The sequence below is a fragment of the Nocardia alni genome (genome assembly GCF_019038435.1).
GTDB classification, from domain to species: Bacteria; Actinomycetota; Actinomycetes; order Mycobacteriales; family Mycobacteriaceae; genus Nocardia; species Nocardia alni.
The window spans coordinates 36,857-62,949 of record NZ_JAGPOX010000021.1; the positions used below are offsets into that span (position 1 = coordinate 36,857).

The 26,093-nt window shown below is 65.2% G+C and carries 24 protein-coding genes; 8 read left to right on the top strand and 16 right to left on the bottom strand.

The window, feature by feature from the left end; all coding sequences use genetic code 11:
• The first annotated feature begins 271 nt into the window (after positions 1-271).
• Both JZ791_RS11010 and JZ791_RS11015 read left to right on the top strand, forming a co-directional pair.
• Positions 272-4,288 (top strand): PDDEXK-like endonuclease domain-containing protein, encoded by a 4,017-nt coding sequence (locus tag JZ791_RS11010; RefSeq protein ID WP_216894130.1) that lies wholly within the window; start codon positions 272-274, stop codon positions 4,286-4,288.
• Entirely contained in the window at positions 4,288-5,139 is an 852-nt protein-coding gene (locus JZ791_RS11015) for a hypothetical protein (RefSeq protein WP_216894131.1), read from the top strand. Before JZ791_RS11010 ends, JZ791_RS11015 begins: the two co-directional genes overlap by 1 nt.
• A 115-nt stretch (positions 5,140-5,254) precedes the next feature.
• On the opposite strand, the gene JZ791_RS11020 is transcribed toward JZ791_RS11015, so the two are convergent.
• From JZ791_RS11020 to JZ791_RS11045, 6 genes are all read right to left on the bottom strand, one after another.
• A complete protein-coding gene (locus JZ791_RS11020) occupies positions 5,255-6,037 on the bottom strand; it encodes a hypothetical protein (RefSeq protein WP_216894132.1) in 783 nt (260 codons plus the stop codon).
• Positions 6,038-6,072: 35 nt separating this feature from the next.
• A complete protein-coding gene (locus tag JZ791_RS11025) occupies positions 6,073-7,035 on the bottom strand; it encodes a DNA-processing protein DprA (protein WP_216894133.1) in 963 nt (320 codons plus the stop codon).
• 315 nt (positions 7,036-7,350) lie between these two features.
• Positions 7,351-8,799 (bottom strand): AAA family ATPase, encoded by a 1,449-nt coding sequence (locus tag JZ791_RS11030; RefSeq protein ID WP_216894134.1) that lies wholly within the window; start codon positions 8,797-8,799, stop codon positions 7,351-7,353.
• Positions 8,800-8,886: 87 nt separating this feature from the next.
• Positions 8,887-9,888 carry a ribosome small subunit-dependent GTPase A gene (gene rsgA, locus JZ791_RS11035; protein ID WP_438804505.1) on the bottom strand — a complete coding sequence of 334 codons (1,002 nt, stop codon included), beginning with the start codon at positions 9,886-9,888 and terminating at the stop codon, positions 8,887-8,889.
• Positions 9,885-11,213: a 3-phosphoshikimate 1-carboxyvinyltransferase gene (gene aroA / locus JZ791_RS11040; protein ID WP_216894136.1), complete on the bottom strand. Its 1,329-nt coding sequence runs from the start codon at positions 11,211-11,213 to the stop codon at positions 9,885-9,887. The genes rsgA and aroA overlap by 4 nt, the downstream gene beginning before the upstream one ends.
• A 64-nt stretch (positions 11,214-11,277) precedes the next feature.
• Complete coding sequence (locus tag JZ791_RS11045; RefSeq protein ID WP_216894137.1) at positions 11,278-12,828, bottom strand: aldehyde dehydrogenase family protein; 1,551 nt, start codon at positions 12,826-12,828, stop codon at positions 11,278-11,280.
• A gap of 267 nt (positions 12,829-13,095) precedes the next feature.
• Between JZ791_RS11045 and JZ791_RS11050 the strand changes: the two genes are divergently transcribed.
• Complete coding sequence (locus tag JZ791_RS11050; protein ID WP_216894138.1) at positions 13,096-13,869, top strand: SOS response-associated peptidase; 774 nt, start codon at positions 13,096-13,098, stop codon at positions 13,867-13,869.
• A gap of 9 nt (positions 13,870-13,878) precedes the next feature.
• Here the strand turns inward: JZ791_RS11050 and JZ791_RS11055 are convergent, their stop codons facing one another.
• From JZ791_RS11055 to ybaK, 4 genes are all read right to left on the bottom strand, one after another.
• Positions 13,879-14,178 carry a hypothetical protein gene (locus JZ791_RS11055; protein WP_216894139.1) on the bottom strand — a complete coding sequence of 100 codons (300 nt, stop codon included), beginning with the start codon at positions 14,176-14,178 and terminating at the stop codon, positions 13,879-13,881.
• Positions 14,179-14,355: 177 nt separating this feature from the next.
• Complete coding sequence (locus tag JZ791_RS11060; RefSeq protein WP_216894140.1) at positions 14,356-16,065, bottom strand: MDR family MFS transporter; 1,710 nt, start codon at positions 16,063-16,065, stop codon at positions 14,356-14,358.
• Positions 16,062-16,556, bottom strand: coding sequence for a MarR family winged helix-turn-helix transcriptional regulator (locus tag JZ791_RS11065; protein WP_216894141.1), 495 nt, complete (start codon positions 16,554-16,556; stop codon positions 16,062-16,064). Before JZ791_RS11065 ends, JZ791_RS11060 begins: the two co-directional genes overlap by 4 nt.
• 281 nt (positions 16,557-16,837) lie before the next feature.
• Positions 16,838-17,341, bottom strand: coding sequence for a Cys-tRNA(Pro) deacylase (ybaK, locus tag JZ791_RS11070; RefSeq protein WP_216894142.1), 504 nt, complete (start codon positions 17,339-17,341; stop codon positions 16,838-16,840).
• Positions 17,342-17,616: 275 nt separating this feature from the next.
• On the opposite strand from ybaK, the gene JZ791_RS11075 reads away from it, so the two are divergent.
• The gene (locus tag JZ791_RS11075) at positions 17,617-18,318 is read left to right on the top strand and encodes a sigma-70 family RNA polymerase sigma factor (RefSeq protein ID WP_305802009.1); all 702 of its coding nucleotides are present in this window, start codon (positions 17,617-17,619) and stop codon (positions 18,316-18,318) included.
• Positions 18,319-18,371: 53 nt separating this feature from the next.
• Entirely contained in the window at positions 18,372-18,635 is a 264-nt protein-coding gene (gene rsrA, locus JZ791_RS11080) for a mycothiol system anti-sigma-R factor (RefSeq protein WP_216894173.1), read from the top strand.
• A 110-nt stretch (positions 18,636-18,745) separates the two neighbouring features.
• On the opposite strand, the gene JZ791_RS47170 is transcribed toward rsrA, so the two are convergent.
• Positions 18,746-18,820: a 50S ribosomal protein bL37 gene (locus tag JZ791_RS47170; protein ID WP_110293457.1), complete on the bottom strand. Its 75-nt coding sequence runs from the start codon at positions 18,818-18,820 to the stop codon at positions 18,746-18,748.
• A 254-nt stretch (positions 18,821-19,074) separates the two neighbouring features.
• On the opposite strand from JZ791_RS47170, the gene JZ791_RS11085 reads away from it, so the two are divergent.
• Both JZ791_RS11085 and JZ791_RS11090 read left to right on the top strand, forming a co-directional pair.
• Complete coding sequence (locus JZ791_RS11085) at positions 19,075-19,290, top strand: biotin/lipoyl-binding carrier protein (protein ID WP_216894143.1); 216 nt, start codon at positions 19,075-19,077, stop codon at positions 19,288-19,290.
• Positions 19,291-19,417: 127 nt separating this feature from the next.
• On the top strand, positions 19,418-20,929 hold the full coding sequence (locus JZ791_RS11090) for a sensor histidine kinase (RefSeq protein WP_216894144.1): 1,512 nt from the start codon (positions 19,418-19,420) through the stop codon (positions 20,927-20,929).
• A 220-nt stretch (positions 20,930-21,149) separates the two neighbouring features.
• Here JZ791_RS11090 and JZ791_RS11095 read toward each other — a convergent pair whose 3' ends face one another.
• Both JZ791_RS11095 and JZ791_RS11100 read right to left on the bottom strand, forming a co-directional pair.
• Entirely contained in the window at positions 21,150-21,404 is a 255-nt protein-coding gene (locus tag JZ791_RS11095) for a WhiB family transcriptional regulator (RefSeq protein ID WP_040827274.1), read from the bottom strand.
• A 233-nt stretch (positions 21,405-21,637) separates the two neighbouring features.
• Positions 21,638-22,597, bottom strand: coding sequence for a diacylglycerol/lipid kinase family protein (locus JZ791_RS11100; protein ID WP_216894145.1), 960 nt, complete (start codon positions 22,595-22,597; stop codon positions 21,638-21,640).
• Between the two features lie 237 nt (positions 22,598-22,834).
• On the opposite strand from JZ791_RS11100, the gene JZ791_RS11105 reads away from it, so the two are divergent.
• Positions 22,835-23,191 (top strand): hypothetical protein, encoded by a 357-nt coding sequence (locus JZ791_RS11105; protein WP_254205550.1) that lies wholly within the window; start codon positions 22,835-22,837, stop codon positions 23,189-23,191.
• Positions 23,192-23,200: 9 nt separating this feature from the next.
• On the opposite strand, the gene JZ791_RS11110 is transcribed toward JZ791_RS11105, so the two are convergent.
• The 3 genes from JZ791_RS11110 to JZ791_RS11120 form a co-directional block, all read right to left on the bottom strand.
• A complete protein-coding gene (locus tag JZ791_RS11110; RefSeq protein ID WP_216894146.1) occupies positions 23,201-23,803 on the bottom strand; it encodes a GNAT family N-acetyltransferase in 603 nt (200 codons plus the stop codon).
• Between the two features lie 343 nt (positions 23,804-24,146).
• Positions 24,147-25,379, bottom strand: a complete 1,233-nt coding sequence (locus JZ791_RS11115; protein WP_216894175.1) for an RNA polymerase sigma factor — start codon at positions 25,377-25,379, stop codon at positions 24,147-24,149.
• A 242-nt stretch (positions 25,380-25,621) separates the two neighbouring features.
• Complete coding sequence (locus JZ791_RS11120) at positions 25,622-25,963, bottom strand: YciI family protein (RefSeq protein WP_216894147.1); 342 nt, start codon at positions 25,961-25,963, stop codon at positions 25,622-25,624.
• Between the last annotated feature and the right edge of the window lie 130 nt (positions 25,964-26,093).

The following is a 26,093-nucleotide window of genomic DNA, read 5'->3' on the forward strand; positions in this document are numbered from 1 at the left end:
ATGGACAAGGTCGGATAGGACTGCGGCCGTTCGGATTCGGCTCCCCGGCGCGCTCACTTCGATTGTCAAGGCACGGTTCGGTGACGACACGGTTGCTGCAGTACGACGACGCACGTAACGAATGCTCCAGAAGTTCGCATACAACGCAGCGAGACTAGATCAGTTGCCTGGTGACGGTGCATACTGTTCGACTCGGACAGATACGGGTGGGCTGCGGGGGCCGTGCGCAGTCTTGTGCAGGGTGTGAATTTTCTCCGAGAGGTGCTGCCGCATGACGAGTCGACTTCAGGATGCCGACGATGCACTGCAACGTAAGGCGGAAGAGTGGTCCAACGCGCTGATCCAGCTCGACCACCGCAACGGGATGCTGAATTTCAAAATTACCAAGACGACCGCGCTGGATCTCGGCTCCAGCCCTGAACCGCAGGTGGCGCAGCTTATTTCGGGACGGCAGACCAGGTTGGGTGAGCTGTTCTCCGGTGACGAGGCGTACCGCGATGCCTGTACGCGAACCCGCAGTCTGGTGCGTAAGATCCGCGGCTTCAGCGAGGAGCAGGGTACCGACGTCGGTCGTCTCGTTTACGGTCGGGTGACCAGCAATGAGGTCAAGCGCGGGGGTGCACGCGCGGCGGTCGCGCTGCGTGCACCGTTGCTGCTGTATCAGATCACCGTCGAAGCTCGTACCGCGGCCGAGAACGACTTTACGCTGAAAGCGGACCCGGAACCCGAGCTGAATCCCGTACTCCTGTACTGCCTTCAGCACGAATACGGGATTGACATCAACGGTGTCGAGTTCGACGGCGTGCTGGCCGAAGCTGAGGGGTCTGTAAGACCAGATGAGCTGGTGGACAAGATATTCCGGCGCATCGCTGAAATTGCCGAGAAGCAGGGGGTCAAGCTGGGGTTCGAGCCGTTGACGGCCATCGGGATCTGCAATTACGCAAAGCTTCCAATGGTCCAAGACTTGAGATCAGCATCGCACCTGATGGCACAGCACGATCTGGTCGCCCTACTGGCGGGCTGTGCGCCTCGTGGCCCGGACCCGCGAGGCGAGGCTCCATACATCCCGGCGCGCCCGGACCAGATTCCGTCGCGGGACGACTCTCTGGTCCTGGATGCGGACTCCTCCCAATACCGTGCCATCGCAACCGCTTTGGGTGATAGACATGTAGTAATCGACGGTCCGCCCGGTACCGGTAAGAGTCAGACGATCGCGAACATCATCGCCGCCGGATCCGCGGCGGGGCTCAAGATCCTCTTCGTTGCCGAGAAACGGGCGGCGATCGAGGCGGTGACGGATCGGCTGAAGGAGATCGAACTCGGCGCACTGGTGCTCGATTTGCATCAGTCCTCACTCAGTAACCGAGCTGTTGCAACGCAATTGAGCGAGAGCTTCGACAAGTTGTCCCGCGTTCAGGCTGTCGACGGAGACGACCTGGATCGCGAATTGGACGACAGTCGAAGACGTCTCAACGAGTACGCCGAGGCATTGCACACTCCGCACGAGCCGTGGGCACTGAGTGCCTACCAGGTTCGCGAGAAGATCGTCAGTTCGGCTGGCGGTATCGAGACCTCGATTCGTTTGCGATCGTTGAAGCAATTCACACCCGACGCGTGCCGATCGGTCGAGGACGATCTGAGGCAATTTGTCACCAATGGCGGCCTGCGGCTCATCCGGCACGAATCACCATGGTGGCAGGCCCGAGTCGCCACCGAGCAGGATGCCCGTGACGTGCTGCTCCGGCTGGAGCAGGTTACTGCTCATACGTTGCGGGATGGCCAAGCGAGCATGCGCGCGCTGGTCGCCCAGGCGGGCTTGCTCGAGCCGAAGGACTTCCAGGGATGGGATCGCACCCTGCGGCTGCTGAGCGCGATATCGGAAAGCGCCCGCGTCCTGGGGCCCGATATCTTTCACGCACCACTGAACGAATTCCGGGTGGCTACGGCGGGGCGGGGTGCGCGGAATGGGCTGCAGCCGAAGCTCGGGTGGCGACAGCGCAGGTACCGGCTCAAAGAGCTTCGGCAAAACCCATCCGGGATCACCCAGAAGCCGCAGTTGCACGCGGGGGTGACCAAGGTACTGGAGGAATGGAACGAGTGGCGTCAGCTGGGCGGCGCGCCGTCAGGGCCGGGTCGGATCGGTGACCTGGGCCTCGTCAGTAACCAATACGATCAACTGAAAACCCAGCTGGCTGCCATCGCGATGACTGCCGGCGTGGAATTCGCAGAGCAACCGCTCGAGAACATCGATCGCGGGTTGAACGTGTTGGCTGCGGACCGCCAGATGGTTCCCTTTCTGCCCGATCTGAACGCCCGGCTCGGCCGGATGCGCGGTGCCGGATTGGATCCGTTGCTTCAAGAGATCGCGCAACGAAATGCCGATCCCGAACAAGCAGTATTGTTGTTCCGTCATGCGTTGATGTGGTCGCTCGATGAAGAGTTCATGCTGACCTCTCAGCCGTTGCGCGATTTCCAGGCAGACTCCCACAATCGGGTACTCGAACGGTTCCGCGAGTCCGACCAACGACATCTCGACCTTGCGGTTCAGCGGATCCTTCGTCGCGTCGCGCGGGGCGCCATGCAGGCACGTGCCGAATACCCCGATGAGTCGATGTTGCTGCAACGGGAGGGCAAGAAGAAGCGCGGTCACCGCCCGGTGCGAAAATTGGTCGCCGAGGCCCCGCATGTCATGCTCGCCGTGCGACCGTGCTGGGCCATGTCGCCGCTGGTAGTCAGCCGGGCTCTACCGGCGGAGCAGCTGTTCGATCTGGTCATCTTCGATGAGGCGAGTCAGGTTCAGCCGCATGATGCGATCACATCGATCATGCGTGGGCGGCGGTTGGTAGTGGCCGGTGATGAAAAGCAGCTTCCACCCACCAGCTTCTTCGACCGGCTCGAATCCGACGACGGCGAGTCCGACGCCGATGTCGAGCTGCGCGATTATGAGTCCATACTGACAACCCTTCAGCCGATGGTCGCGAATCATTGTCGGTTGCAATGGCATTACCGCAGCCAGGATGAGCGGTTGATCCAATTCTCGAACAAGGAAGTGTATGGCGGCGAGCTGGTATCTTTTCCCGGCGCGCGTGTGGATACACCGGTCAGCCTCGAGGTGGTCGACGGCCGAGTACTGCCGGGGGAGAACGGTTCCGCTGATGCCGAGGCGCTACGGGTCGTCGATTTGATCATCGAGCACGCTGAAACCCGGCCGCACGAGAGCTTGGGGGTCATCACCCTCGGTGCGGCGCACCAGAAGAAACTCGATATGGCGATTCGTCGAGCCCAGGAAGGCAGGCCGGACCTGAACGACTTCTTCGCCGACGATCGTGGGCCCACCAAACGCTTCTTCATCAAGAACATCGAGACTGTGCAGGGCGACGAGCGTGATGCCATCATCCTCAGCCTCGGGGTCGCCAAGAACGCGACGGGCGGAGTCCGAAGGCAGGGATTCGCCGTGCTCAACCAGGCGGGAACCGAGCGGCGGGTCAACGTGGCCGTGACGAGAGCCAAACGCCGTATGACGGTCGTCTCATCGTTTCCCCCGGGCGCTCTGTCGCCGAGTGACCGGATGACGGGTACCGAACTGCTGCGCCGCTATCTGGATGCGGCGAGTCGGGGCGGGGACACAGCATCCGTGGGGCGGGCTGTCGCGGCCGAGTTGAATGGGTTCGAGCAGGCGATCCACGATGGCATGATCGGCCGGGGGCTCGCAGTTGTACCTCAATGGGGAGTATCGGACTACAGGATCGATTTTGCGCTTCCGCATCCGGAGGAGCCCGGTCGGATGATCCTTGCCGTGGAAGCAGATGGTGACAGCTACCACCGCACGGCCAGCGCCCGAGACCGAGATCGTCTGCGCCAGCAGCATCTGGAGCGGTTGGGTTGGCGATTCCATCGTGTATGGGCATCTGCGTGGTTCACCGAGCCGGAACGAGAACTCGACCGTATCGTCACGGCGTTCGACGAAGCCGTCGCCGCTTGCAATGAGGAGTCGGCGTTCGAGGTAGTCCGAATGGATCGAGCGATTCCCGTGCACACCAGAGAGATTCGACCGAAGCTCCCGCGTCCCGACGTGCGTCCAGGGCTGACGATCGACAATTATTCGCATGCTCAAGTGACTTCGATGTTCCGCTGGCGGATGTCGGATGGGGTGCTGTTGGATCCGGAGGAACGGATGCGGCAGGTGCGGGAGGACCTCGGCTTCAAGCGCCGCGGTCGCAAGATCGACGAGAGTCTACGTAAGGCTTGGGACGAAGCGCAGCGTTGGCAAGACCGGGAGGAACTGTGATGTCTCCGATTGATCCGAAAACCATTGAGCGACTGGCGCGCATAATCGTCGACCCGGATGGACCGTATGTCCGCACGGGCCGAGAACTGCAGATCCTCCTTGCTCGGGCTGGTTGGCAGGATCCACCGGAATACGATGGGACAAGCAAGGTTTCGTGGCTCGCTGAGCAGATGGAGGAGCGGAATAATCAGTCGCGAGACATCGAACGTCTGCTGTGTCGCGTCTGCGATCCACTGGAATACGACGAAGGTGATGCTGCCGCAAGAGCTTTCCGCAATATGGTGAATGAGGTACTTAAAGCGGAGGGTCTCCTGGTGATCGACACCGGCGGCCGGCCCGTGGTCGCGGAACTTGGTGCGAACGGCTCCGGCTCGACCAATGCCGAACCGCACGATCTCGATGAACGGGTGCGCCGGTTGATCGATAATTCGGGCACTGCGGATTTGCTCCTCAAGCGGGCGGCCGAGGCGCGGATCTGTCAGCGGAGCGGGGCGTACACGATGGCGGTCATCGCGATCGGTAGCTTTGTCGAAGGGATGCTTCTGACGATGCTGACCGAGCGTGACGAGGAGTGCCGTAACAATCGATTCGTGGATCCGCAGGGCAAGCTCGTGACGAGCAGGCAGCCGAACCTTGCGATGCTTATCGACACGGCCCACGCTCATGGATGGATTCAGCTGGATGCCAAGACATTTATGCATACGGTGCGGAATTTCCGTAACTACATCCATCCTGGCAAGGAACTGGCAGACAATCCGGATTTCGACAACGACAGCGTCGGGTTGTGCTGGGCACCACTGCAGGCGATGCTCAACGACTTGGAGCAGCGATTTCAGACCGAGGGAGTATGAGTTCCGAGTGGGCGGTTGATCACCATCAGCTTTGATCGTTGTTCACCGAGCTGCTCGATCCCATGTCCCGTCAAATCCTGCCGTTGCGCCAAGCGCGTAGTTGGACGGACACAGGCTACGTATGACCCCAGGTGAATCTTGCTGCGGATCGACAGATGAGCCCGTCGACTGGGCAGACCAGAGGATCGTAAGGATTGTCGAGGGATTGGAGCACGGGCCGATCTGGTGACCATTTCCAGCTCAACCATCGTGCGATGCATAGGGTTGTTACGGTGTTGGCGCCGGCGCGCTTGGCCGCGATGGCGGCACCCTGTGCGCTGGCTCCGGAGGTCCAGGTGTCATCGATGATTAGTACGTTGCGGCCGTTGACCATCGATCGCTGATCTTTGGGTACGGCGAACCGGTTGTCGACCAGTACGCGGCGGGAATCGCTGCCTGGACCGGGGGTCAGGTGGAATATCGGAAGATTCGATGTGACCTGCTGAACGTCTCCGGCGAGTTGGGCCAAGGGATGCGTTTGGGCGGGGCGCTCGGCCGACGGGACGAAGGTGATCGCGTCCCAGTTGGCGCCGAGCCACCTAGTAATGCACGACTGGTGCAGTGCCACTGCGGCTTTGATCACGAGTCGTAGGTTCTGACTGCAGCGGGGTACAGGAGGGTGTGCCTTGTACGCGCGGACCTCGTGTGCGGACTGGTGCTTTCCGTCCGGATGGTAGCCCTGGGCGTAGGTCAACAGGATTGTTCGGTCGGCCAGTAGGCCGCGGAACTGACGCTGGTGGTTACGGCAATAGCCACAGAGGCGATCGTCGCCCGTCGCGCCGCGGCACACGATGCAAATACCTTCTGTGCCAGGCGCATACGTGTTGTGGAAAAATGCGCCTACTCGTTCCTGCACCATCGTCCTGAGCTCTCGCGCAGGATCTCCCGGTGTGATCATTCGTCCGGGTCGAGCCAGTCGGCGATCTTGGCGCGGTGGCCGAGGATGGTTCTGACGTGTTCGATCGCCTCGTCTGCGGACGCGGCTACATAAACCCCTGGGGCGTCCAGGAGTTCGCGTCCCCAGGCTGTGGACAGAACGACCGATGAGTTCAGGATTACCGGGCGTCCGTGTGCTACGGCCTCTCGTGCTTGGATGCGGGTTCCGCTGCGTTCGCCGGCCTCCACTATTACGGTCGCTGCGGCGTAGGCGCTCATGATCGCGTTTCGGGCGGGAAATGACCAGCGGGTTGGTGCGTACTCGGGCAGGAAGTGGGTCAGAAGCATTCCACGGTCGGCGATTTCGGCCTGCAGTGCTCGATTCGATTGCGGGTAAGTCTTGTTCAGGCCGTTGCCGAGTACGGCGACAGTTCGGCCGCCTGCTTCGAGGGCGGTCTCGTGTGCGACGGTGTCCACTCCCTCGGCCAGTCCGGCGATCACGGAGATGGAATTGGTGACCAAGTGGTCGGTGATGGCGCGTGCGAATCGGATTCCGGCATCGCTCACTTTGCGAGAGCCGACGACACATACACCGATTTCCGAATCGACCTGCTTGCCACGGATGAATACGAGGGGCGGCATCTGTCGTACCGAGCGCAGTTGGTCCGGGTACGACTGGTCCATGAAGGTGTGGAGGTAGAACGGTGCCTGCTTCCAGTCCGCGACATCGCGGACTGCCTCTTCGAGGAGGGCGTCGTCACCGTCTTCGTTGCCGAATAGGTCGCGGGGATGGTCGTCATTCCACAGTGCGTAAGCGCTACCACGATCGAGTACGCGTTCGGTCAGCTCCGACCACTCCGCGTTCTTCGGCTTCAGGCGCATCAAGGCGACGAGAGCGGCGCGGTCGTTGTCGTCCCAGTGCGACGCCGCGTTGGCCGCTGCGTCGGCGTCCCAACGCTGGATGGCGTATGGGTGGGTCACCTGCCCTCCTCGAATCACGTAGACGAACATCTGTTCGAATTATGCTACCGACTGTAGTCGACCGTCTGAGTTTGGTCGCAAGGGTAGTCCGTGGCGGCATCGGCTAGGCGTGTCGCGGCGGTGCCCCGGGCATCGTGTCCTCATCCCTTCGGCCCGGTCAGCTCCTAACTTGATCGCGGTGCGAGGGCTGTTGTTGCGCGGAAGACCGAGATCGACTTATAACGGCTGCCTGCGTTCCGGGACATGGCAGAGGAGGAGCCCCTTTTGAACCGCACCGGCTGCCGAACCCGTTGGCGTGCTCGAGCGTAAGCCCCTCTAGCCGGAGTACATGCTGCTCAGGTCGATCAACATACTCTCCCCGGACCCTTGCAGGTTCTCGTCGAATCCCGCACCGCTGTAGCAGGCGAGCACGGTCTCGGATGTGTCGTACCCTTTGGCTGCCAGCAGATCTCGGGCGCGGGTGAGACGGTTTACGTGGCCGAGGGTCATGATTTTGTCCCACTTGGCTTCGCCCAGTGACAGGATGCGGCGGGGGTGGCCGGGTTCTTCGGGGGCCAGGATTGCGACATCGATTTGGATCGGGGACTTTTCGCGTGGGTCGTTGACAGTGGCTGCGGCTACTTGGCCTGGTAGACCACCGAATACCTCGGGGCCCACCGACATTGCCCAGTCTCGGCAGAGGCCTTCGAAGTGGGGGCCCACTACCTGAGAGAGGAAGCTGGCTCGAGAATTGCGCCAAGCGGTTTCGGGGTTGCCCCGCTCCAGAAGCGTCCATTGGCGGCGCATGATGGCCTCATAGAACACGATCAAGGGTTCGGCGATTCGGTAGACGGACTTGCCCTTGCTGAAAGGGTCGGTCTCGCGCACGATCAGCTGGGAGTCTTCCAGTATCGACAAGGGATGTCCGATGTCGGTTGCGTTGCGGCCGATGGTGTTTGCGATTCCGCCGCGGGTGGTGTGGCCGCCCGCGATGGCGCCGAGGACGGCGTGATACAGGGCAGGGTCGCGGATTTCGGTTTCCTCGGCCAAGAGGTAGCGGGCTTCCCGGAAGAGGGGGACTTGTGGGTTCAGGACGGTTCGCAGGACCCATGAGTCGAAGTCGCTCAGGGAGTCGGGGGCGTCGCCGGCGACGAATTCGCGGCGGTAGGCAGGTGTGCCGCCGACGATCGAATGGACCAGCACCGCCAGTCGCGGGTCGTCGATTCCCCAGAATGTGGCGGCGTCCTGGTAGGCGAGGGGCCTGACGATCAGTTCCATACTGGCGCGGCCACGCAGTGGTGCGCTGCCGGACAGAAGTTTGCCCATGACGGACATGGCGGATCCACACAGCAGGATCCGGGACCGGGCTCGGCGGGCATCGCCGCGGGGGTCGAGGGCGCGTTGGAGCATCGACGGCAGGGATGGGCTGGCCTTGCTCAGATAGGGGAACTCGTCGATGACGATGAGGCCGTCGCCGACGACGGCGAACAGGCGCTCCAACGCCTCATCCCAGTCCTTGAAAGCGTATCGCCCGCCGCCGGCGTAGGCGGCCACGGCGCGGCCGAACCGTTCCAGTGACTCGATTTCCGTCGCTTCGGTGGCGGTGAAGAAGAAGCCGTCGACCACCTCGGCGAGGGCGTCGAGCAAGAAGGTCTTGCCTTGTCGCCGGCGTCCACTGACAATGCCGAGCCGTACGTCCGGGCTCGATGAGGTGGCGAAGCGTGCGAGCCCGTCCCACTCGCGGTGACGGTCGAATACACGCTCGGGCTTGCTCAGAGCTGCCATTTATAGAACTATACATCTTAGAAGTGTAGTTCTATCTTTTGCTCGGATGACGGCGTGCATAAGTTTGTGTACACCGGAGTCGTCCCGCTAACTGGTCCCCACGACCCACGGGTCGTTGGAGTTGAGGGCGACCAAGAGCAGGCGGATGGCGGCTACGCGGCGTTCCTTGCCCGGCAACAGATCCAACGCGCACTCAGGATCGGCGGGCGGGCCAAGGTGTGTGCACCCTCGCGGACAATCCTCGATGGCGTCCGCCAAGTCGGCGAAGGCTTGGACGACGTCGTCCGGGGTGATGTGGGCTAGGCCGAAGGAGCGGATGCCTGGAGTATCGATGACCCAGCCGCCATCGGCTAGGGGGAGGGCTAAGGACTGGGTGGAGGTGTGGCGGCCCTTGCCGACGCCTGAGACGTCGCCAACTGCTCGATCGGCCTCGGGGACAAGGCGATTCACCAGAGTGGACTTGCCGACTCCGGAATGGCCCAGTAGGCAGGTCAGTTTGTCGTGCAGTAGGGCGTGGATCGGTTCGAGAGGATCCTCCCGCCCGCCGTAGGCGATGGTCAGGTCCAAATCGTCGAAGGCTGCGGCGAATTCGGATTCGGCGGCCAGGTCGTGTTTGGTCAAACAGAGGATTGGTTCAAGGCCACCGGCGTACGCGGCCACCATGGCGCGCTCTACGAAACCTGTTCGTGGGGGAGGGTCGGCCAGTGCGACGACGATGAAAAGCTGCTCAGCGTTGGCGACGACGATTCGCTCGAACGGATCGGTGTCATCGGCGGTGCGGCGCAACACTGTTGAGCGATCGGCCACCCGGACGATGCGGGCCAATGTATCCGGCCTGCCCGAAAGATCGCCAACCACATCCACCTGATCGCCCACCACGATCGGCGACCGACCCAACTCCCGAGCACGCATGGCCACCAGCGGTCGCGCCGGATCGTCGTCGAGCACGCAGCTCCACCGCCCACGGTCGACGCCTATCACCATGGCCGACTCCGCGTCCAGATGCTCCGGACGAGTTTTCGTGCGAGGGCGCGAGCCCCTGCCCGGGCGTACCCGGACATCGGACTCGTCGTACTCGCGGCGTTTCAGGACTCGGCTCCCTCGCCGGAAAGCATTGCATCCCAAAGCGATACGAAGTCGGGCAGGGTCTTGGCCGTGGTGCCGATGTCCTCGATCTGGACGCCGGGCACCCGCAGGCCCAGGATCGCGCCGGCAGTCGCCATGCGGTGGTCGGCGTAGGAGTGCCAGGGGCCGCCTTGCAACGGTGTCGGCACGATGTACAGGCCGTCCTCGGTCTCGGTGACCTTGCCGCCCAAGCGGTTGAGCTCGGTGGTCAGGGCCGCCAAGCGGTCGGTCTCGTGCCCGCGCAGGTGTGCGATCCCACGCAACTGAGACGGCGAATCCGCAAGGGCCGCAAGCGCTGCCACCGTCGGGGTAAGTTCGCCGACGTCGTGCAGGTCAATATCGATCCCAGCCAGCCGCTCGGGCCCGCGCACAGTCAGCTTGCCATGGGCGCGTCGGACCTCCGCGCCCATGCGGACCAGGATCTCCCGGATGACATCGCCGGGCTGAGTGGTCAGCTGAGGCCAGTGCGGGATGGTCACCTCGCCACCCGTGATAGCCGCGGCAGCCAGGAACGGCGTGGCGTTGGACAGGTCCGGCTCGACCTCCCAGTCCACAGCGTGGATCGTACCGGGAGCCACCGTCCACACCTGTTCGCGACGAGGATCGGTGGGAGCGGTGACCTGGACGTCGGCCTGCTGCAGCATCTGCACAGTCATCTCGATGTGTGGCATCGACGGCAGCGGCGCGCCCTCGTGGTGCACCGTGAGGCCCTCGGTGAACCGTGCGGCCGACAGCAGCAGCCCCGAAACGAACTGCGAAGACCCCGACGCGTCGATCCGCACCTGCCCGCCGTGCAGCGACCCACCGCCGTGCACGGTGAACGGCAGAGCGTCGCCGTCGATCTTGGCGCCGAGCTGCCGCAGGGCGTCCAGGATGGTGGTCAGCGGGCGCACGCTGGCCTGCTCGTCGCCGAAGAAGGCGACCTCGCCGGCGGCCAGGGCGGCCACCGAGGGCAGGAAGCGCATGACGGTTCCGGCCAGGCCGCAGTCGACGCGGGCCGCGGTCAGCGCGGCGGCGGGGGTGACTGTCAGCGTTTCGGCGTCGCCGTCGATCCCCGCGCCCATGGCCTGCAGCGCGGCGATCATCAGGTTGGTGTCGCGACTGCGCAGCGCCCCGGTGATGGTCGAGGGGCGGTCGGCGAGCGCGGCCAGGATCAGGGCCCGGTTGGTGATCGATTTGGAGCCGGGCAGGGTGACGGTCGCGTGGACGGGTTGGTCGATGTAGGGCGCAGGCCAGAGACTCACCCTTACATCTTCGCTTATCGCGCGAATCGGTGAGCGGATGGTCATGAACTTGAAGCAAACGCCGAGGCCCGCACCCGTCGGGAGTAGGGGTGCGGGCCGCAATGGCGGCTTACTTGTGCCGTCCGTGGATCAGCGGGACCAGTCGGCGCAGCAGCTTCATCGTGCTCGCCGTGCGCTGGTAGCTCAGCAGCGCCATACCGGGAATCGCGAAGCGCTGCACCGCGATCGAGTGCGGGTCGACGAATTCCATCAGGCCCGGCGCGCCGTGGATGCGGCCGATGCCCGAATCGCGCCGGCCGCCGAACGGGAGCGCGGAGATGGCAGCGAAGCCCAGCACCGAGTTCACCGAGGTGGCTCCGGCATGCAGGCGGCGGGCGATCTCCACGCCCTGCTTGCGCGAGAACACCGCCGAACCCAGCGAGTACTTCGAGTTGTTGGCCAGCTCGACCGCCTCGTCGACGCTCTTGACCGTGCGGATGGTGACCGTCGGGCCGAAGGTCTCGTCGGTGACCGCCTGCGCGCCCTCGTCCACGTCGAGCAGCACGACCGGTTCGATGAAAGGCCCCTTGACCGATTCCGGCCCGCCCACCACGGCGGTACCGCCATTGGCCAGCGCGTTGTCGATGTGACGACGCACGATATCGATCTGGCTCGGCATGGTCATCGGACCGTAAGAGGCCTTGTCGTCCGAGCCGGGATGCACGCCGGACAGCACCTTCTTGATCTCGGTGACGAACGCGTCGCGGATCGAGGAGTCCACGTACACCCGCTCCACGCCGGCGCAGGTCTGACCGCTGTTCATGGTCGCGCCGTAGGCCACGGCGTCGGCGGCGGCCTTGATGTCGGCGTCGGCGGCCACGATCACCGCATCCTTACCGCCGCCCTCGATCAGGACGGGGGTCAGCGTCTCGGCCGCGGCGGCCATGATCCGCTTGCCGGTGGCGGCCGAGCCGGTGAAGGCGACCTTGTCCACACCCGAGGTGACCAGCGCGGCGCCTGTGGCCCCGTAACCGTTGATCGCGACGAGCACGCCCGCCGGCAGTTCGGGATTGGCCTCGGCGAAGGTCTTGGCCATGAAATTGCCGATGCTCGTGGAGTACTCGCTCGGCTTGTACACCACGGTGTTCCCGGCGGCCAGCGCGTAGGCGATCGAGCCGTTGGGCGTGTAGATCGGGTAGTTCCAGGGGCCGATCACGCCGATCACGCCCATCGGTCGATATTCGATGGTCGCGCCGAAGTTCGCCATCGTCATGCCGGGGGCGACCTTCTTGGGCTTCAGGACCTTCTCGGCGTTCTTGGCGGCCCAGGCGATGTGCTCGAGCACGAGCATCAGCTCGAGGAAGGCGTCGTCGCGGGTCTTGCCGTTCTCGGTGTGGATGAGCTCGCACAGCTCGTCGGAGACGGCGACCAGGCGGCTGCTCCAGCGCAGCAGGTAGCGCTTGCGATCGGCGAAGCTCAGCGCGCCCCAGGTGGCGGAGGCGGTGCGCGCGGTGGCAACCGCTGCGGCGACGGCCTGCTCGTCGGCGATCGGGTGCGTGGCGATGGTCTCGCCGGTGGCCGGGTTGACCGAGGTCAGCACGGTCTCGCCGGTGGTCGTCTCGGCGTTGGCGGCGGACGGCTTCGCGGGTGACGATCCGGTGGTGGATTCCGTGGTGGACATTATCGGCGACCCCTACTGAGAAAGTGGTGGCATGAAGTTCTCACAGCATAGATGTGAAGTCAACCGCCCTCAGTTGGAATTCCGGCCAACATCCCAGCTATTGCAGTGATTATGTATTAATCGGAAAGATCCAGCTAGCGCGGCACGCACAGCGGTCGGCAGTGCCTCGCCAGGCCGGAATCGGGCGCAGAAGGCCGGGTCCGTGAGACACGGCCCGCCGGAGCGAAGCGCGGGCCGAACGCGCAGCGTGGTGGCAGCATGGGAACCATGTGCGGCAGATATGCGACCACGGCGAATCCGAGCAGGTTGGCGGCCGAACTCGACGCGATCGACGAGACGGACACCCCGCCCGACGCCGCGACGCCCAACTACAACGTCGCCCCGACCAACCAGGTGCTGACCGTGGTCGAGCGGCACGACCACGACCACCCCGACGACGACCCGCGCCTGCGCATCCGCCGCATGCGCTGGGGTCTGATCCCGATCTGGACCAAGGCCGGCGAGCCCGGCGTCCCGGCCAAGGGCAAGCCGCTGTTCAACGCCCGCGCCGACCGTGCGGCCGAGGCGCCCTCGTTCCGTGACGCGGTGAAGAAGCGCCGCTGCCTGGTGCCGATGGACGGCTGGTACGAATGGGTCGTGCAGGGGGAGCCGGGCAAGGGCAAGGCGGTCAAACAGCCGTACTTCATGACTCACGCCGACGGCTCGCGGCTGTACATGGCCGGGTTGTGGTCGAGCTGGCGCGATCCGGCCCATCGCGACATGGATCCGCTGCTGTCGTGCACGATCCTGACCACCGACGCGATCGGCGACCTGACCAAGATCCACGACCGGATGCCCCTGGTGATGCCGCGCGAGCACTGGTCGGCGTGGCTCGATCCGGACCATCCCGCACCGCACGAACTGCTGGAAACACCAGGGCCGGAACGGGTCTCGGATATCGCGATCCGAGCCGTCCCGGCCCTGGTGAACAGCGTGCGCAACAACGGCCCCGAACTGCTGGCGCAGGTCGACGATCAGGCCGGGCAAATCAGCCTGCTGTGATCCGCAGGCTCAATCGCACTTCACAGTCGGCGCGGCGATGTTGAGACCGCACTTGGCCACGCCCGCACCCATATCGACGATCTTGTTGGCCATGCCCTGACCCAGATCGATGATCCTGGAGGCCACTCCGCCTCCCAGCCTCTCCGCCTTGTCGGCAGAATCCGGCTTCTTCTCCAATTGGGGCTGCTTCTCGGATTGCGGCTCGCGCTCGTTTTGCGCGCCCAGCGGGAAACTGGGCTTCTCCGGAGCTGCGACAACGGGTGCGGAACCTAGTGCGATGATCGCACCGCCCGACAAGGCGACGATCATGGTGCGGACGATCGGTCGGGACATTCGCATCACATCCTCCGGGGGTCGAACGACAAATCGGGCCCGTCAAGTAACGCATCACCACGGGGGTGTTCGCGTGATTTGCGCGATTGGTCCCCGTGGCTCTGCGTGTTCTCGACGAGCCCGATCCTGCGACCGAACGACCAGTTCGTAAGGTCAGCCGACCAGTTCGACCTTCTCCGGGGATTCGTCGGAATCCTCGGAGCTGGCCGCGATGCCGCCCGCGGTGCGCAGCGGCACCTCCTTCCAGAAGATCACCAGAACCAGTGCCAGCGCTGCCATCCCGGCGACCGACAGGAACACCGCGTCCATCGAGTCGGAGAAGCCGACCTTCAAGGGATGGGCCAGCGTCGGATTCAGCTTCTGGATCATCGAGCTGTCGTTCAGCACCGAGGCCGCGGCCGAAGTATCGTGCGAGACAAGGCCCTTCGACAGCGCCGCATCCGCCGGGTTGCTGGAGTGCACCCCTTGCGCGATCGCCTGCTGGTACGCGGGCTGACTCGCCGCGACCTGCATCTGATGCCCGATGTTCGGGCTCAGCTGAGCGAACAGGATGGACAGGAAGACAGCCACACCCAGCGTGCCGCCGATCTGTCGGAAGAACGTCGCCGAGGAGGTCGACACACCCATATCCTTGGGCGGCAACGCATTCTGCAGCGCCAGCGTGAGCGGCTGCATCAGATTGCCCAGGCCCAGCCCGGTGATCAGCATGAAGATCATCACCAGCCACAGGTGGCTGTCGGCGCCGACGAAGTGCAGCAGGAACAGTCCCAGCGTCAGCAGCGTGCCGCCGATCAGCGGGAAGATCCGGTACCGCCCGGTGCGGGAGATGGTCTGGCCCGCGATGATCGAGGCGGTCATCATGCCGAACACCATCGGCAGCGTCTGCAATCCGGCGACGGTCGGGCTCGAGCCGCGCACCACCTGGAGGTACTGCGGCAGCAGGCTGATGCCGCCGAACATGGCCGCGCCGACCACGAACGAGATGACCACGCCGAGCGCGAAGGTGGAGTTCTTGAACATCCGCAGCGGAATCAGCGCGGCGTCACCGAGTTTCGCCTCGATCGCGATGAAGCCCAGGATGCCGACGACGCCGATCGCATAGCAGCCCAACGCCGCGGCGCTGCCCCAGCCCCAGCTGCGACCCTGTTCGGCCACGATCAGCAGCGGCACCAGGCCGACCACCAGGGCCAGCACGCCCCACCAGTCGATGCGGACCGAGGTGCGCGGGCGCTTGGGCAGCCGCAGCACCCGGGTGACCACGGCCAGCGCGAGGATGCCGACCGGCACGTTCACCAGGAACACCCAGCGCCAGCCGGTGATGCCCAGAATGTGCGACTGTCCGGCCAGCAGTCCGCCCAGGACCGGGCCGACGACGCTGGAGGTGCCGAAGACGGCCAGGAAATAACCTTGGTAGCGAGCACGCTCGCGGGGGCCGACGATATCGCCCATGATCGTCAGCGCCAGCGACATCAACCCGCCCGCGCCCAGGCCCTGCAGCGCGCGGAACGCGGCCAGCTGGTACATCGAATCGGTGAACGAGCATGCCAGTGAGCCGACGATGAAGATCGTGATGGCGGCCAGATAGAACGGCTTGCGGCCGAACATGTCCGAGAGCTTGCCGTACAGCGGCGTGCTCAGGGTCGAGGTGATCAGATATGCGGTGGTCACCCACGCCTGCATCGAATAGCCGTGCAGGTCATCGGAAATGGTACGGATGGAGGTCGAGACGATGGTCTGGTCGAGTGCGGCCAGCAGCATGCCCAGCATCAGGCCGGACAGAATCACCAGCACCTGACGGTGGGTGAAGCCGCCCGCTGTGCGGTCGGCGGACAGCTCACCGGCTGTCGCGGTGTTCGAGGTCATGGTGTGTCTTTCGGGTGCGCGTCTTTCGTGTGCAGGGGATCGAGAGCGGGACGCGCCTGTTCGTAGTCGTCCACGAACCGCCGCAGCATCGTGGCGAGTTGCTCGCGGTCGTCGTCGCTCCAGTGCGACAACATGGTGTCGAGCATCCCGTTACGGCGTTGCCGCAGCGCGGTGGCCAGTTCCCGTCCGGCGTCGGTGACGGCCAGGACGCTGGCTCGACCGTCGGCCGGATCGGCACGGCGTTCGATGATCCCGCGTTTGACCAGCGCGGCGGCCTGCCGGCTGATCGTCGAGGCATCGGAGTAGAGGAGTTCGGCCAGCGCCCCTGAGCGCATGGGACCGTCATTGAGCAACCGGAAGATGATCCCGTAGGACGCAGTCTCGATCTCACCGCCGGAAGCGGCGGAGACCTGGGCGTTGGTGCGTTCGCGGATGCGGCCAAGACGGATCAGTTGCAGGGCGATCACGTCGATCACCTCGTTGCGGTCCATGAACGGCCTCTCGTTGATGTCTGAACTGCTTAACGCAGCCAACTTCTTGCTTATTCCAACTAGTTGTAGTGAGCAAGTATGTGTGGGATGCATCGAATATGCAAGATGGGCTCGGTCACGCGGGATTGCCGCAGCTCACAGTAGTGGGTTGGCGGCTATCAATCCTGGCTGGACCAGCCGGATATCACGTTCATCGGGTCGAAGCGGACGAACGTAACGTTCAGTCGGTTGAGACAGCCGGACCTCAACCGAACGCGGCATTCGGCCCAGGCTGGGAGAGGTCAGGACGCGGCGACAGGTGCCGTGACGGCATCCGTGAGCCGAACCAGATCCGCCGGCGCCAGCTCGATCTCCAACCCCCGCCGCCCCGCACTGCACAGCATCCGGTCCCACTCCAGGGCCGAGGCGTCGATCACCGTCGGCAGCGCGCGCTTCTGGCCCAGCGGGGAGATTCCACCCAGCACATAGCCGGTGGTGCGTTCGGCCTTGGCCTTGTCGGCCATGACCGCCTTCGGTGCGCCCAGCGCCGCGGCGGCGGCCTTGAGCGACAGCGTCGTGGGCACCGGCAGCACCGCCACCGCCAGCCGAGCCGGTGCGGATCCGCCCGACAGCTCGATCACCAGCGTCTTGAAGATCTGCCCGGCCGCGACGCCCAGTTGATCCGCGAGCGCGGCCACCGCCTCGGCGCCGAACGAATCACTGCGCGGATCGTGCTGATAGGTGTGCACCCGATGCGTCACCTTCGCCTGGGTCAGCGCGCGGATCGCGGGGGTGGAGGCGGCCATGAGGCTCCACAGTAGAGCTCCCGAACGGCGTGTAGTCAACCGATTATCGGGAACACTCGGGAACACCGCGGACCGGGCGCATGTTGAACGGCATACGCCCCATCCCATTCCGTGAGAATCGAAGGAGTCTGCCGGTGACGGTTCTGATCGATGAACGTCCGGTGCACACCGGATCGTCGCCGCTGTTCACACAGCTGCCCGGGACGCCGCCGGTTACCGGGTTCCCGCTGTCCACCACGTTCGCGGTAGATTCTGTGACTACGGCGATCGAAGGGATGGGCGTGACGAGCGACGAAGATTTGACGGCCGATCGTCCGGATGGTGATGCCGGCCCCGAGGAGTCGGGAGACGGGGATACGACCTCGCGCACCACGCAGGATCCGGCCGAACTGGCGCAGCGGTTCGAGCGCGACGCGCTCCCGCTGCTGGATCAGCTGTATGGCGCCGCGCTGCGGATGACCCGCAATCCGGCCGATGCCGAAGACCTGGTGCAGGAGACCTTCGCCAAGGCGTATCAGGGCTTCAAGTCCTTCCGGGAGGGCACCAACCTGCGTGCCTGGCTCTACCGGATCCTGACCAACACCTACATCAACTCCTACCGCAAGAAGCAGCGCCAGCCCGCGCAGTACCCGACAGACGAGATCAGCGACTGGCAGCTGGCCGCCACCGCCGAGCACACCTCGACGGGCCTGCGTTCGGCCGAGATGGAGGCGCTGGAGGCGCTGCCGGACGACGACATCAAGGCCGCCCTGCAGGAGCTGCCGGAGGAATTCCGGATGGCGGTGTACTACGCCGACGTCGAGGGCTTCCCGTACAAGGAGATCGCCGAGATCATGGGCACTCCGATCGGCACCGTGATGTCGCGGCTGCACCGCGGCCGCAGGCAGCTCAAAGGCCTGCTGTCGGGCGTGGCCCACGAGCGGGGATTCGATCGCAACCAGTCGGGGAACGGGGCGCGGCAGGAGGTGACCCAGTGAGCGAGCACGAACACAGCGACCATCAGGACAGCGACCACCAGGACAACGACGACATGAAGCTGGACTGCACGGCCGTGCTGGCCGACGTGTGGCTGATGCTGGACGGCGAATGCGACGAGGCCACGCGCGAGCGCCTCCAGCACCATCTGGAGACCTGTTCGCCCTGCATCGACGCCTACGGCCTCGAGGAGAAGCTCAAGCGTCTGCTCAACCGCAAATGCGGCGGCGACCGCGCCCCCGATTCGCTGCGTGAGCGTCTGACGCTGGACATCCGCCGCTCGATCACCATCACCGAGACGCGGATCGACAACTCCTAGCGGCGCCTACACAGCAGAGCGGCACGCCCTCGATGAGAAGGCGTGCCGCTCAGCGCATTTCACCCGCTACCGTGCGTAGGCACATCGCGCCGTGAGAATGACTTCAGCGTTCAGCTGTTGGGACGCTTGCCGTGGTTGGCGGCATTGCCCTTGCGGCTGCGCTTCTTGCGACCACGCTTACCCATCGCTACTCCTATCGTTGCTCGGCTCGAACCCTCGTAGAGGCGGTACGGACTCGCCTCATACGCGCATTCCGGGATCAGAGGTTCATTCCCGCGATCCGAGGTTACAGCCAACGGCATCGCCGACCGCACTCGCCTGGGACGACATGGTGGTTACGCCGGGGTATCCCGTTGCTGATCGGATGTAACCACTGTCGGTGTGGTCCGCTATAACTGTCAGCAGGTCAATCACAGTGGCGGTCTACCGGAAGGGTGTCATGGCTGAGGAAGTGCTCGCGGAGATGGTGTCGACCGTCTTCCAGATCGTCGCGCAGGAGGGCGCGGCGGTGAAGGAGGGTGAGACCCTGGTGCTGCTCGAGTCCATGAAGATGGAGATTCCGGTGGTCGCCGAGGGTGACGGTACGGTGGCCTCGATCAACGTCAAGCCCGGTGATGTGCTGCAGAAGGGCGATCTGATCGCCGTCATCTCCTAGAGGCATCTCCTAGGAGATTGCACGCGTCGCGCGCACGCACGACGTGACAACCGATTTCGTACGACTATGGGTATCAGGGCTCTCGCGACGCCCACTGGTGCGCTGCGGCGCGGAGAGGCGGGCAGCCATGTCGACGTTGAGCGATCTGCTGGCCGAGCACACCGACCTACCGGGTGCGGCCGTGGATCATCTGCAGCGGGTGGTGGGCGATTGGCAGCTGCTGTCGGATCTGTCGTTCGCGGACCTGCAACTGTGGGTCGGTGCGGGCCCGGTCACGCAGGGGGCCGATGTGGTCTGTGTGGCGCAGTGCCGTCCCACCACGGCCGCCACCGTGCATCAGCAGGATCTGGTCGGCTCGCTCGCCTCCCAGGCCGACCACGCGCAGGTCTTCGAGGCCCTGTCGACGGGCGTGATCGTGCGAGTGAACCTCGACGGCGAGTCCAGCGGCGTCTACCACCCCAATCCGGCGCGTATCATCCGCGAGGCGATTCCGGTGCGTGTCGGCGACGACGTGATCGCTGTGCTCGGTCGCGATACCGAGGTGCAGCGGTCCAAGGTCCGGGGCAACCTGGAGACCGCCTACATGGCCTGCGCCGACGATCTGTGCCAGATGATCGCCGACGGCACCTTCCCGACCCTGGAGGACCGCACCGGCTCGCATTCCAGCCCACGCGCCGGCGACGGGTTCATCCGCCTGAACACCGAGGGCATCGTCGAGTACGCCAGCCCCAACGCGCTGTCCGCGTACCACCGCATGGGCCTGCAGGCCGATCTGGCGGGGCAGGATCTGGCCCAGACGACCCGGTCGCTGATCACCGACCCGTTCGACGCCCAGGAGGTCGTCACCGACATCCAGGCCGCGCTGGCGGGCAAATCGGGGCGCCGCATGGAGGTGGAGGCGCGCGGGGCGACGGTCCTGCTGCGCACCCTGGTGCTGCGCCCGCGCGGCGAGCTGGCCGGAGCCGCGGTGCTGGTGCGCGACGTCACCGAGGTCAAGCGCCGCGACCGCGCGCTGCTGTCCAAGGACGCCACGATCCGCGAGATCCACCACCGGGTGAAGAACAACCTGCAGACCGTCGCGGCACTGCTGCGCCTGCAGGCGCGCCGCACCGAGAACGAGGAGGCGCAGCTGGCGCTGACCGAATCGGTGCGCCGGGTCACCTCCATCGCCTCGGTGCACGAGATGCTGTCGATGTCGGTCGACGAGGAGGTCGATCTCGACGAGGTCGTGGACCGGCTGCTGCCGATCATGGCCGACGTGGCGACGGTGAACACCGCCCGCATCAAGGTCCGTCGCGACGGCTCACTGGGCGTCTTCTCGGCCGAACGCGCGACGCCGCTGGTCATGGTGCTCACCGAACTAGTGCAGAACGCGATCGAGCACGCCTTCGACTCCGGCGAGAACGGCACCGTCACCATCCGCTCGGAACGGTCGGCGCGCTGGCTGGACGTGATCATCGGCGACGACGGGCGCGGCCTGCCGGACGGGTTCAGCCTCGACGGCTCCGACCGGCTCGGCCTGCAGATCGTGCGCACGCTGGTGACCGCCGAGCTGGGCGGGTCCATCGGGTTGCATCCGGGTGCGGATGTGGGTACCGATGCGGTGCTGCGGGTGCCGCTGGGGCGCAGATCGCGTTGAATCCGGCTGAGCCCGCGCCATTCCCAAATGCTTTCGATCGGAATGACGCAATTGCGCGGATGTGGATTCCGGCAAAATGTACATCTGGATCACAGAGTGGGGATGCCGGAATCAGGTGTGTGCACAATGAAGCCCGGCACCTGAAGGTGCCGGGCTGAAGTGCGCGTTACGAGCCGGGTAATGCGGTTGTTTCGCGATGGCCGTAACGCCGACCGTCGTACTAGACGACGGCCCGGGTACGTGTGCGCGCGTTGCGACGCTTGAGTGCGCGCCGCTCGTCTTCGCTCATACCACCCCATACGCCGGCATCCTGTCCGGACTGCAGGGCCCAGGACAGGCAGTCGGCGGTAACGGGGCAGCGGGCGCAGACCAGCTTGGCATCGGCGATCTGCGCGAGCGCAGGACCACTGTTTCCCACCGGGAAGAACAGCTCGGGGTCCTCGTCACGACAGATGGCCTTGTGGCGCCAGTCCATTTCCTCTGCTCCTTTGCTGGGCGCTGTAGTGCGCCTCGAGTTTGTGGTTCGTTCACATGTGCGACTCGCATGTTTCCGCACGGTTGCTTGTGAATGCTTTCACGAACACCGTAGATGTCAATAGCTATGTGGTGCACCGTGGGGAAGCTCACGCCTAAGATCCCCACTACTGGGATCTGTGGGCTCCTTTCTACCCTGTCGGGTAGGTTTTCGCAGCACAACTGGCGTGTTTCTCAGTTGTGTCGGCCTGATTCCGGCTGCGGAGCGAGCACATCGAGGATCTCCGGGACGGATGTGAAATCCACCATGTTGCGCCGGCCGATGAAATCGCCATCTATTTGCAATCCGATCGGCGTGGACGCCTCGATTCGCACCGACTTCACATCGTCGTTTCGAAATAGGTTGCGGGACTTGGGATTTCCACCGGCGGCCATCAGCTGCCTGACCATCCACAGCGACGGCGCCACCGCCATGGAGCGCATGGCAAACACTCCGAGACCGGTTTCGAACGTTGTGCCCGGATTGGTGTGTACCGCGGTGTTGTCAAGGTAGGTCCACGGCGTGGTATTGGAGATGAAGGCGTAATAAATGTCCGAAACCGGATCATGTCCGGGGATGTGCAGTGTCACAGACGGCTCGCGGCGGCGGGCCCGGAAGAACTGCCGGATCGAGGTGAGCACATAGCGCGACGGGGTGGCCGTGCGGCCCTTGGCGCGGCTGCGATCGATGGCCGCGCAGACCTCGGCGTCCAGCCCGACCCCGGCGCTGAAGCCGAACCAGCGGTCGTCGGCGATGCCGAGACCGATCCGGCGATCCTTGTCCAGTGACAGCAGATCGATGAGCTGATTGGTGGCGGCCACGGGGTCGGGCCGGATTCCCAATGATCGCGCGAACACGTTCGCCGAACCGCCCGGGATGACGCCGAGCCGGGGCTTCCATGCCTGTCCGTCGTCGATCTGCGGTAACGGCAGGAAACCGTTGATCGTCTCGTTGACCGTGCCGTCGCCGCCGTGCACCACGATCAGGTCCATCTGGTTGGTCGCGGCCCACTGCGCGAGCTCGGCCGCGTGTCCGCGGTGCTGGGTGTGCGCGACGATCAACTGAGTGCGGCTCTCCAGCGCGTGCGCCAGCAGATCGCGGGTCGCGGGCGTGGTGGAGGTGGCATTCGGGTTGACGATCAGCAGCGTCCGCACGTTACGAGCGTACTGACAGACTGTGTGCGAACTGTGTGGGACCGTGCGGGCGGGAGTGCCAACGGCGTGCGAATTCCGGGTGTGAGCCGGGGATCTGCTCCGATGCCCTGGTCGCTGTCCGTCGCGCGGTGGTCGTAGGCTGGGCGCGTGGCGAAGCAGAACTCCGATGACAGCGGCACGGAATCCGGCGTCCGGCGTGGCGTGCCCGCGACGGTGCGTGGGGCGGGGGCCGTGTCGATGCTGGAGGGCGCGTTCGGGCTGATCCTGGCGATCGTGTTCATCGTGCGCGGTGTGTCCGGGGCCGATCAGAGCAAGACCAGCGGCTACGGCACCGCGGGCTGGTTCGTGATCTTCGGCGGCGCGGTGCTGGCGGCGGGGGTTGGGCTGTTCCTCGGCAAGCGGTGGGGGCGTGCCATCGCGGTGATCGCGAACATCCTGCTGCTTCCGGCGGCCTGGTACATGATCAGCGGCAATCTGGTGCCGTTGGGGATTCCGCTCGGGGTGGTCGCGCTGGTCGGGCTCGGATTGTTGTTCTCGCCGCCGTCGTCACGGTGGATGGCGCAGGGGTACGACTCGTCGATCGGGTCGGCCTGACCTGCGCGGTCACCGGGGTGCGCGCCACATGGGCCACAGTGGCGGGCCTCCGTCGGTGATGTCGAGTTCGCTCTGCACCTCGTAGCCGAAGCGCTGGTAGTAGGGGATGTTGTCCGGCTTACTCGATTCGAGATAGGCAGGACTGGCCACGGCATCGCAGTGGGCCAGACGCGGGGCCAGCAGCGCTTGGCCGTAGCCGCGTCCACGCGCGGTGGGCAGCGTGCCGACGAAGGCCAGGTACCAGTGCGGATCGTCGGGATGATGCTGGGCCATTCGATCGGCCACCCGTGCGGAGACGAGCGTTCGGCCGCGCAGTGCGCGCGCCAACGCGGGCGCCATTCGCAGCTGGGTGAGGCCGGAGGGCGCCCAGCGGCCCGGGGGAGCCCACCCGGCGGCGCCGACCATGACGCCGGCGTCGTCGAAGACCACATCGACGGTGTCCAGGAATTGGTGCCGGGCCATGGTCCCGAACATCGTCGTCAAACGCCGGACGCGGGTCGTGGAATCCGGTAGCAGCCAGGCGAATACGGGATCGTCGGCGAACGCCGAGCCGAGGACCCGTGCCAGCTCGGCGATATCCGACGTCGTCGCCGGACGGACAGTCCCCGCCATGTGTTCCACGATAGGGGACATATGCGACAGTGTGCGGGAGATTGTTTCGTTCAGATTTCGGCGTCACTCGATGGTCTGCCTGCGGTCTCGGGCTGAAGTGGCGGACCGCCGTCGGTCGAGTCGCCACTCGCGCAGGGCAGGTATCCGGGCTGGCCAGCGTCGGCGGATTTGCGATCACGAATCTCCTCGGATCCAGCTCGGCTGGACGAGCGGCCAGCGAGATCCGCTCTGTAGCGACCTCGGTGAGCAGGAGGACTTCCTCATGGGCGGTGGGGCGTGCTCGCTGGCACTCGGACTGGCGCTCAGCGGTGCGGGCGGCCGATTTTCCGATGAACGAGGTTCATCAGGCGTCGAGTTCGGCCAGCCGGGCGGCCAGGAAGGCGCGTTCCGTGGCGTTTTCGGTGAGCAGGATGGCCTCTTCGTAGGCGGTGCGGGCCTCCCGGGTGCGGCCGAGTTCGGCCAGGAAGTGCGCGCGGGCGGCAGGTAGGTAGCCGTATCCGGCCAGTTGGGGTTCGGCGGACAGTTCGTCCAGCGAGGTCAGACCTGCGGCGGGGCCCTGTGCCATCCCGACGGCCACTGCTCGGTTCAAGGCGACCACCGGTGACGGCCACACCTGGACCAGCACGTCGTAGAGGCCGACGATCTCGGCCCAATCGGTGTCGGCGTAGGTGGGCGCCTCGGCGTGCACCGCGGCGATCGCGGCCTGGAGGGCGTATCGGCCCGGCTCGCGGGCCAGGGCCGCGCGGACCAGCGCGATGCCCTCGGTGATCCGGTCGCGGTCCCAGCGGGTGCGGTCCTGATCGGACAGGGGCAGCATCGAGCCATCGACGTCGGTGCGGGCCTCGCGGCGGGCGTCGGTCAGCAGGATGAGCGCGAGAAGTCCTGTGACGTCGGGATTTTCGGGGAGCAACGTGTGCAGCATGCGGGCCAGGTCGGTGGCCCGCTCGGTCAGATCGCGGCGGATCAGATCGGCGCCCGAGGGTGCGGTGTGGCCGGTGGTGAACAGCAGGTGCACGACCGCGAGCACGGCCTCGATGCGTTCGGGCAACTCGTTCGGGCCGGGCACGCGATACGGGATGCGGGCGGCGGCGATCTTCTTCTTCGCCCGGGTGATGCGCGCGGCCATGGTCGGCTCGGCGACCAGGAACGCGCGGGCCACCTCGGCGGTGCTGAGCCCGCAGACCAGTCGCAGTGTCAGCGCGACCTGTGCCTCGGGTGACAGTGCCGGGTGGGCGCAGGTGCAGATGAGCCGGAGTCGATCGTCGGGGATTTCCTCCAGTGCGGTGATCGCGGCGTCGGCCACGTCGCCGGTGTGCTCGTCCTCGATCAGCAGCGGCAGCGCCCGGCGCATGGTCGACTGCTGTCGCAGCAGGTCGAGGGCGCGATTGCGGGCTACCGTCGTCAGCCAGGCGGCGGGCCGCGCGGGTACCCCCTGCGCGGCCCACCGATGCAGCGCCTGCGCGTAGGCGTCCTGCACACACTCCTCGGCCAGATCCAGATCCCGGGTGATCCGTACGGTCGTCGCGAGCACGAACGCCCACTCCCGCCGGTGCGCATCGGCCACTGCGGCGGCCACTTCCGGCTGCCGCGTTGGCGAGGCGTCCGGCGACGTGGACGAGTCCGCGGAGTGCGGATCCACCCGGGTCACGGTGTCGTTCCTGACCGATTCGGCCGACTCTGTCGAGCGCGAGGATCGGGCGATGCGGGTACGCCCACATGTTCTCGCCGGACAGCCGCACCGGAGTTCGGTGTCCTATGGGCGGACGCGTGGGACGGATTCATCCGGGTCATGATCTCGCGCTCTGTGACTCGGCCGGATCAGCCGAGCGTGAGGATCGGGCGTACCTCGACCCCGCCCTCGAGCATCGGCACCTGCTTGGCGACCTCGAGCGCCGCGTCCAGATCCTTCGCCTCGATCAGGTAGTAACCACCGAGTTGCTCCTTGGTCTCGGCGAACGGCCCGTCCGTGATCACGAACCCACCGGCTCCGTCCTGCCGGACGCTGGTCGCGCTGTGACTCCACGCGAGTGCGTTACCGCCGGCGATCGCGGCCTGGTTGGCCTGCATGAAGTCCACGTGACTCTGCATGACCGGCTCGCCGGGCGAGGGCTCGGGCACAGCGCGCTCATCCTGATAGATCAGGACCAGATATTGCGACATGATTACCGTCCTTACGAGTGTGTGGCCCGCTGTTCGGACCATTCAACTCTCCGACGCATACCGTCCGGCGGAATCGACAGTCCTGGCGGAAATTCTCAGACGGGTTGCGCTCATGCGACGTCAGCGGGCT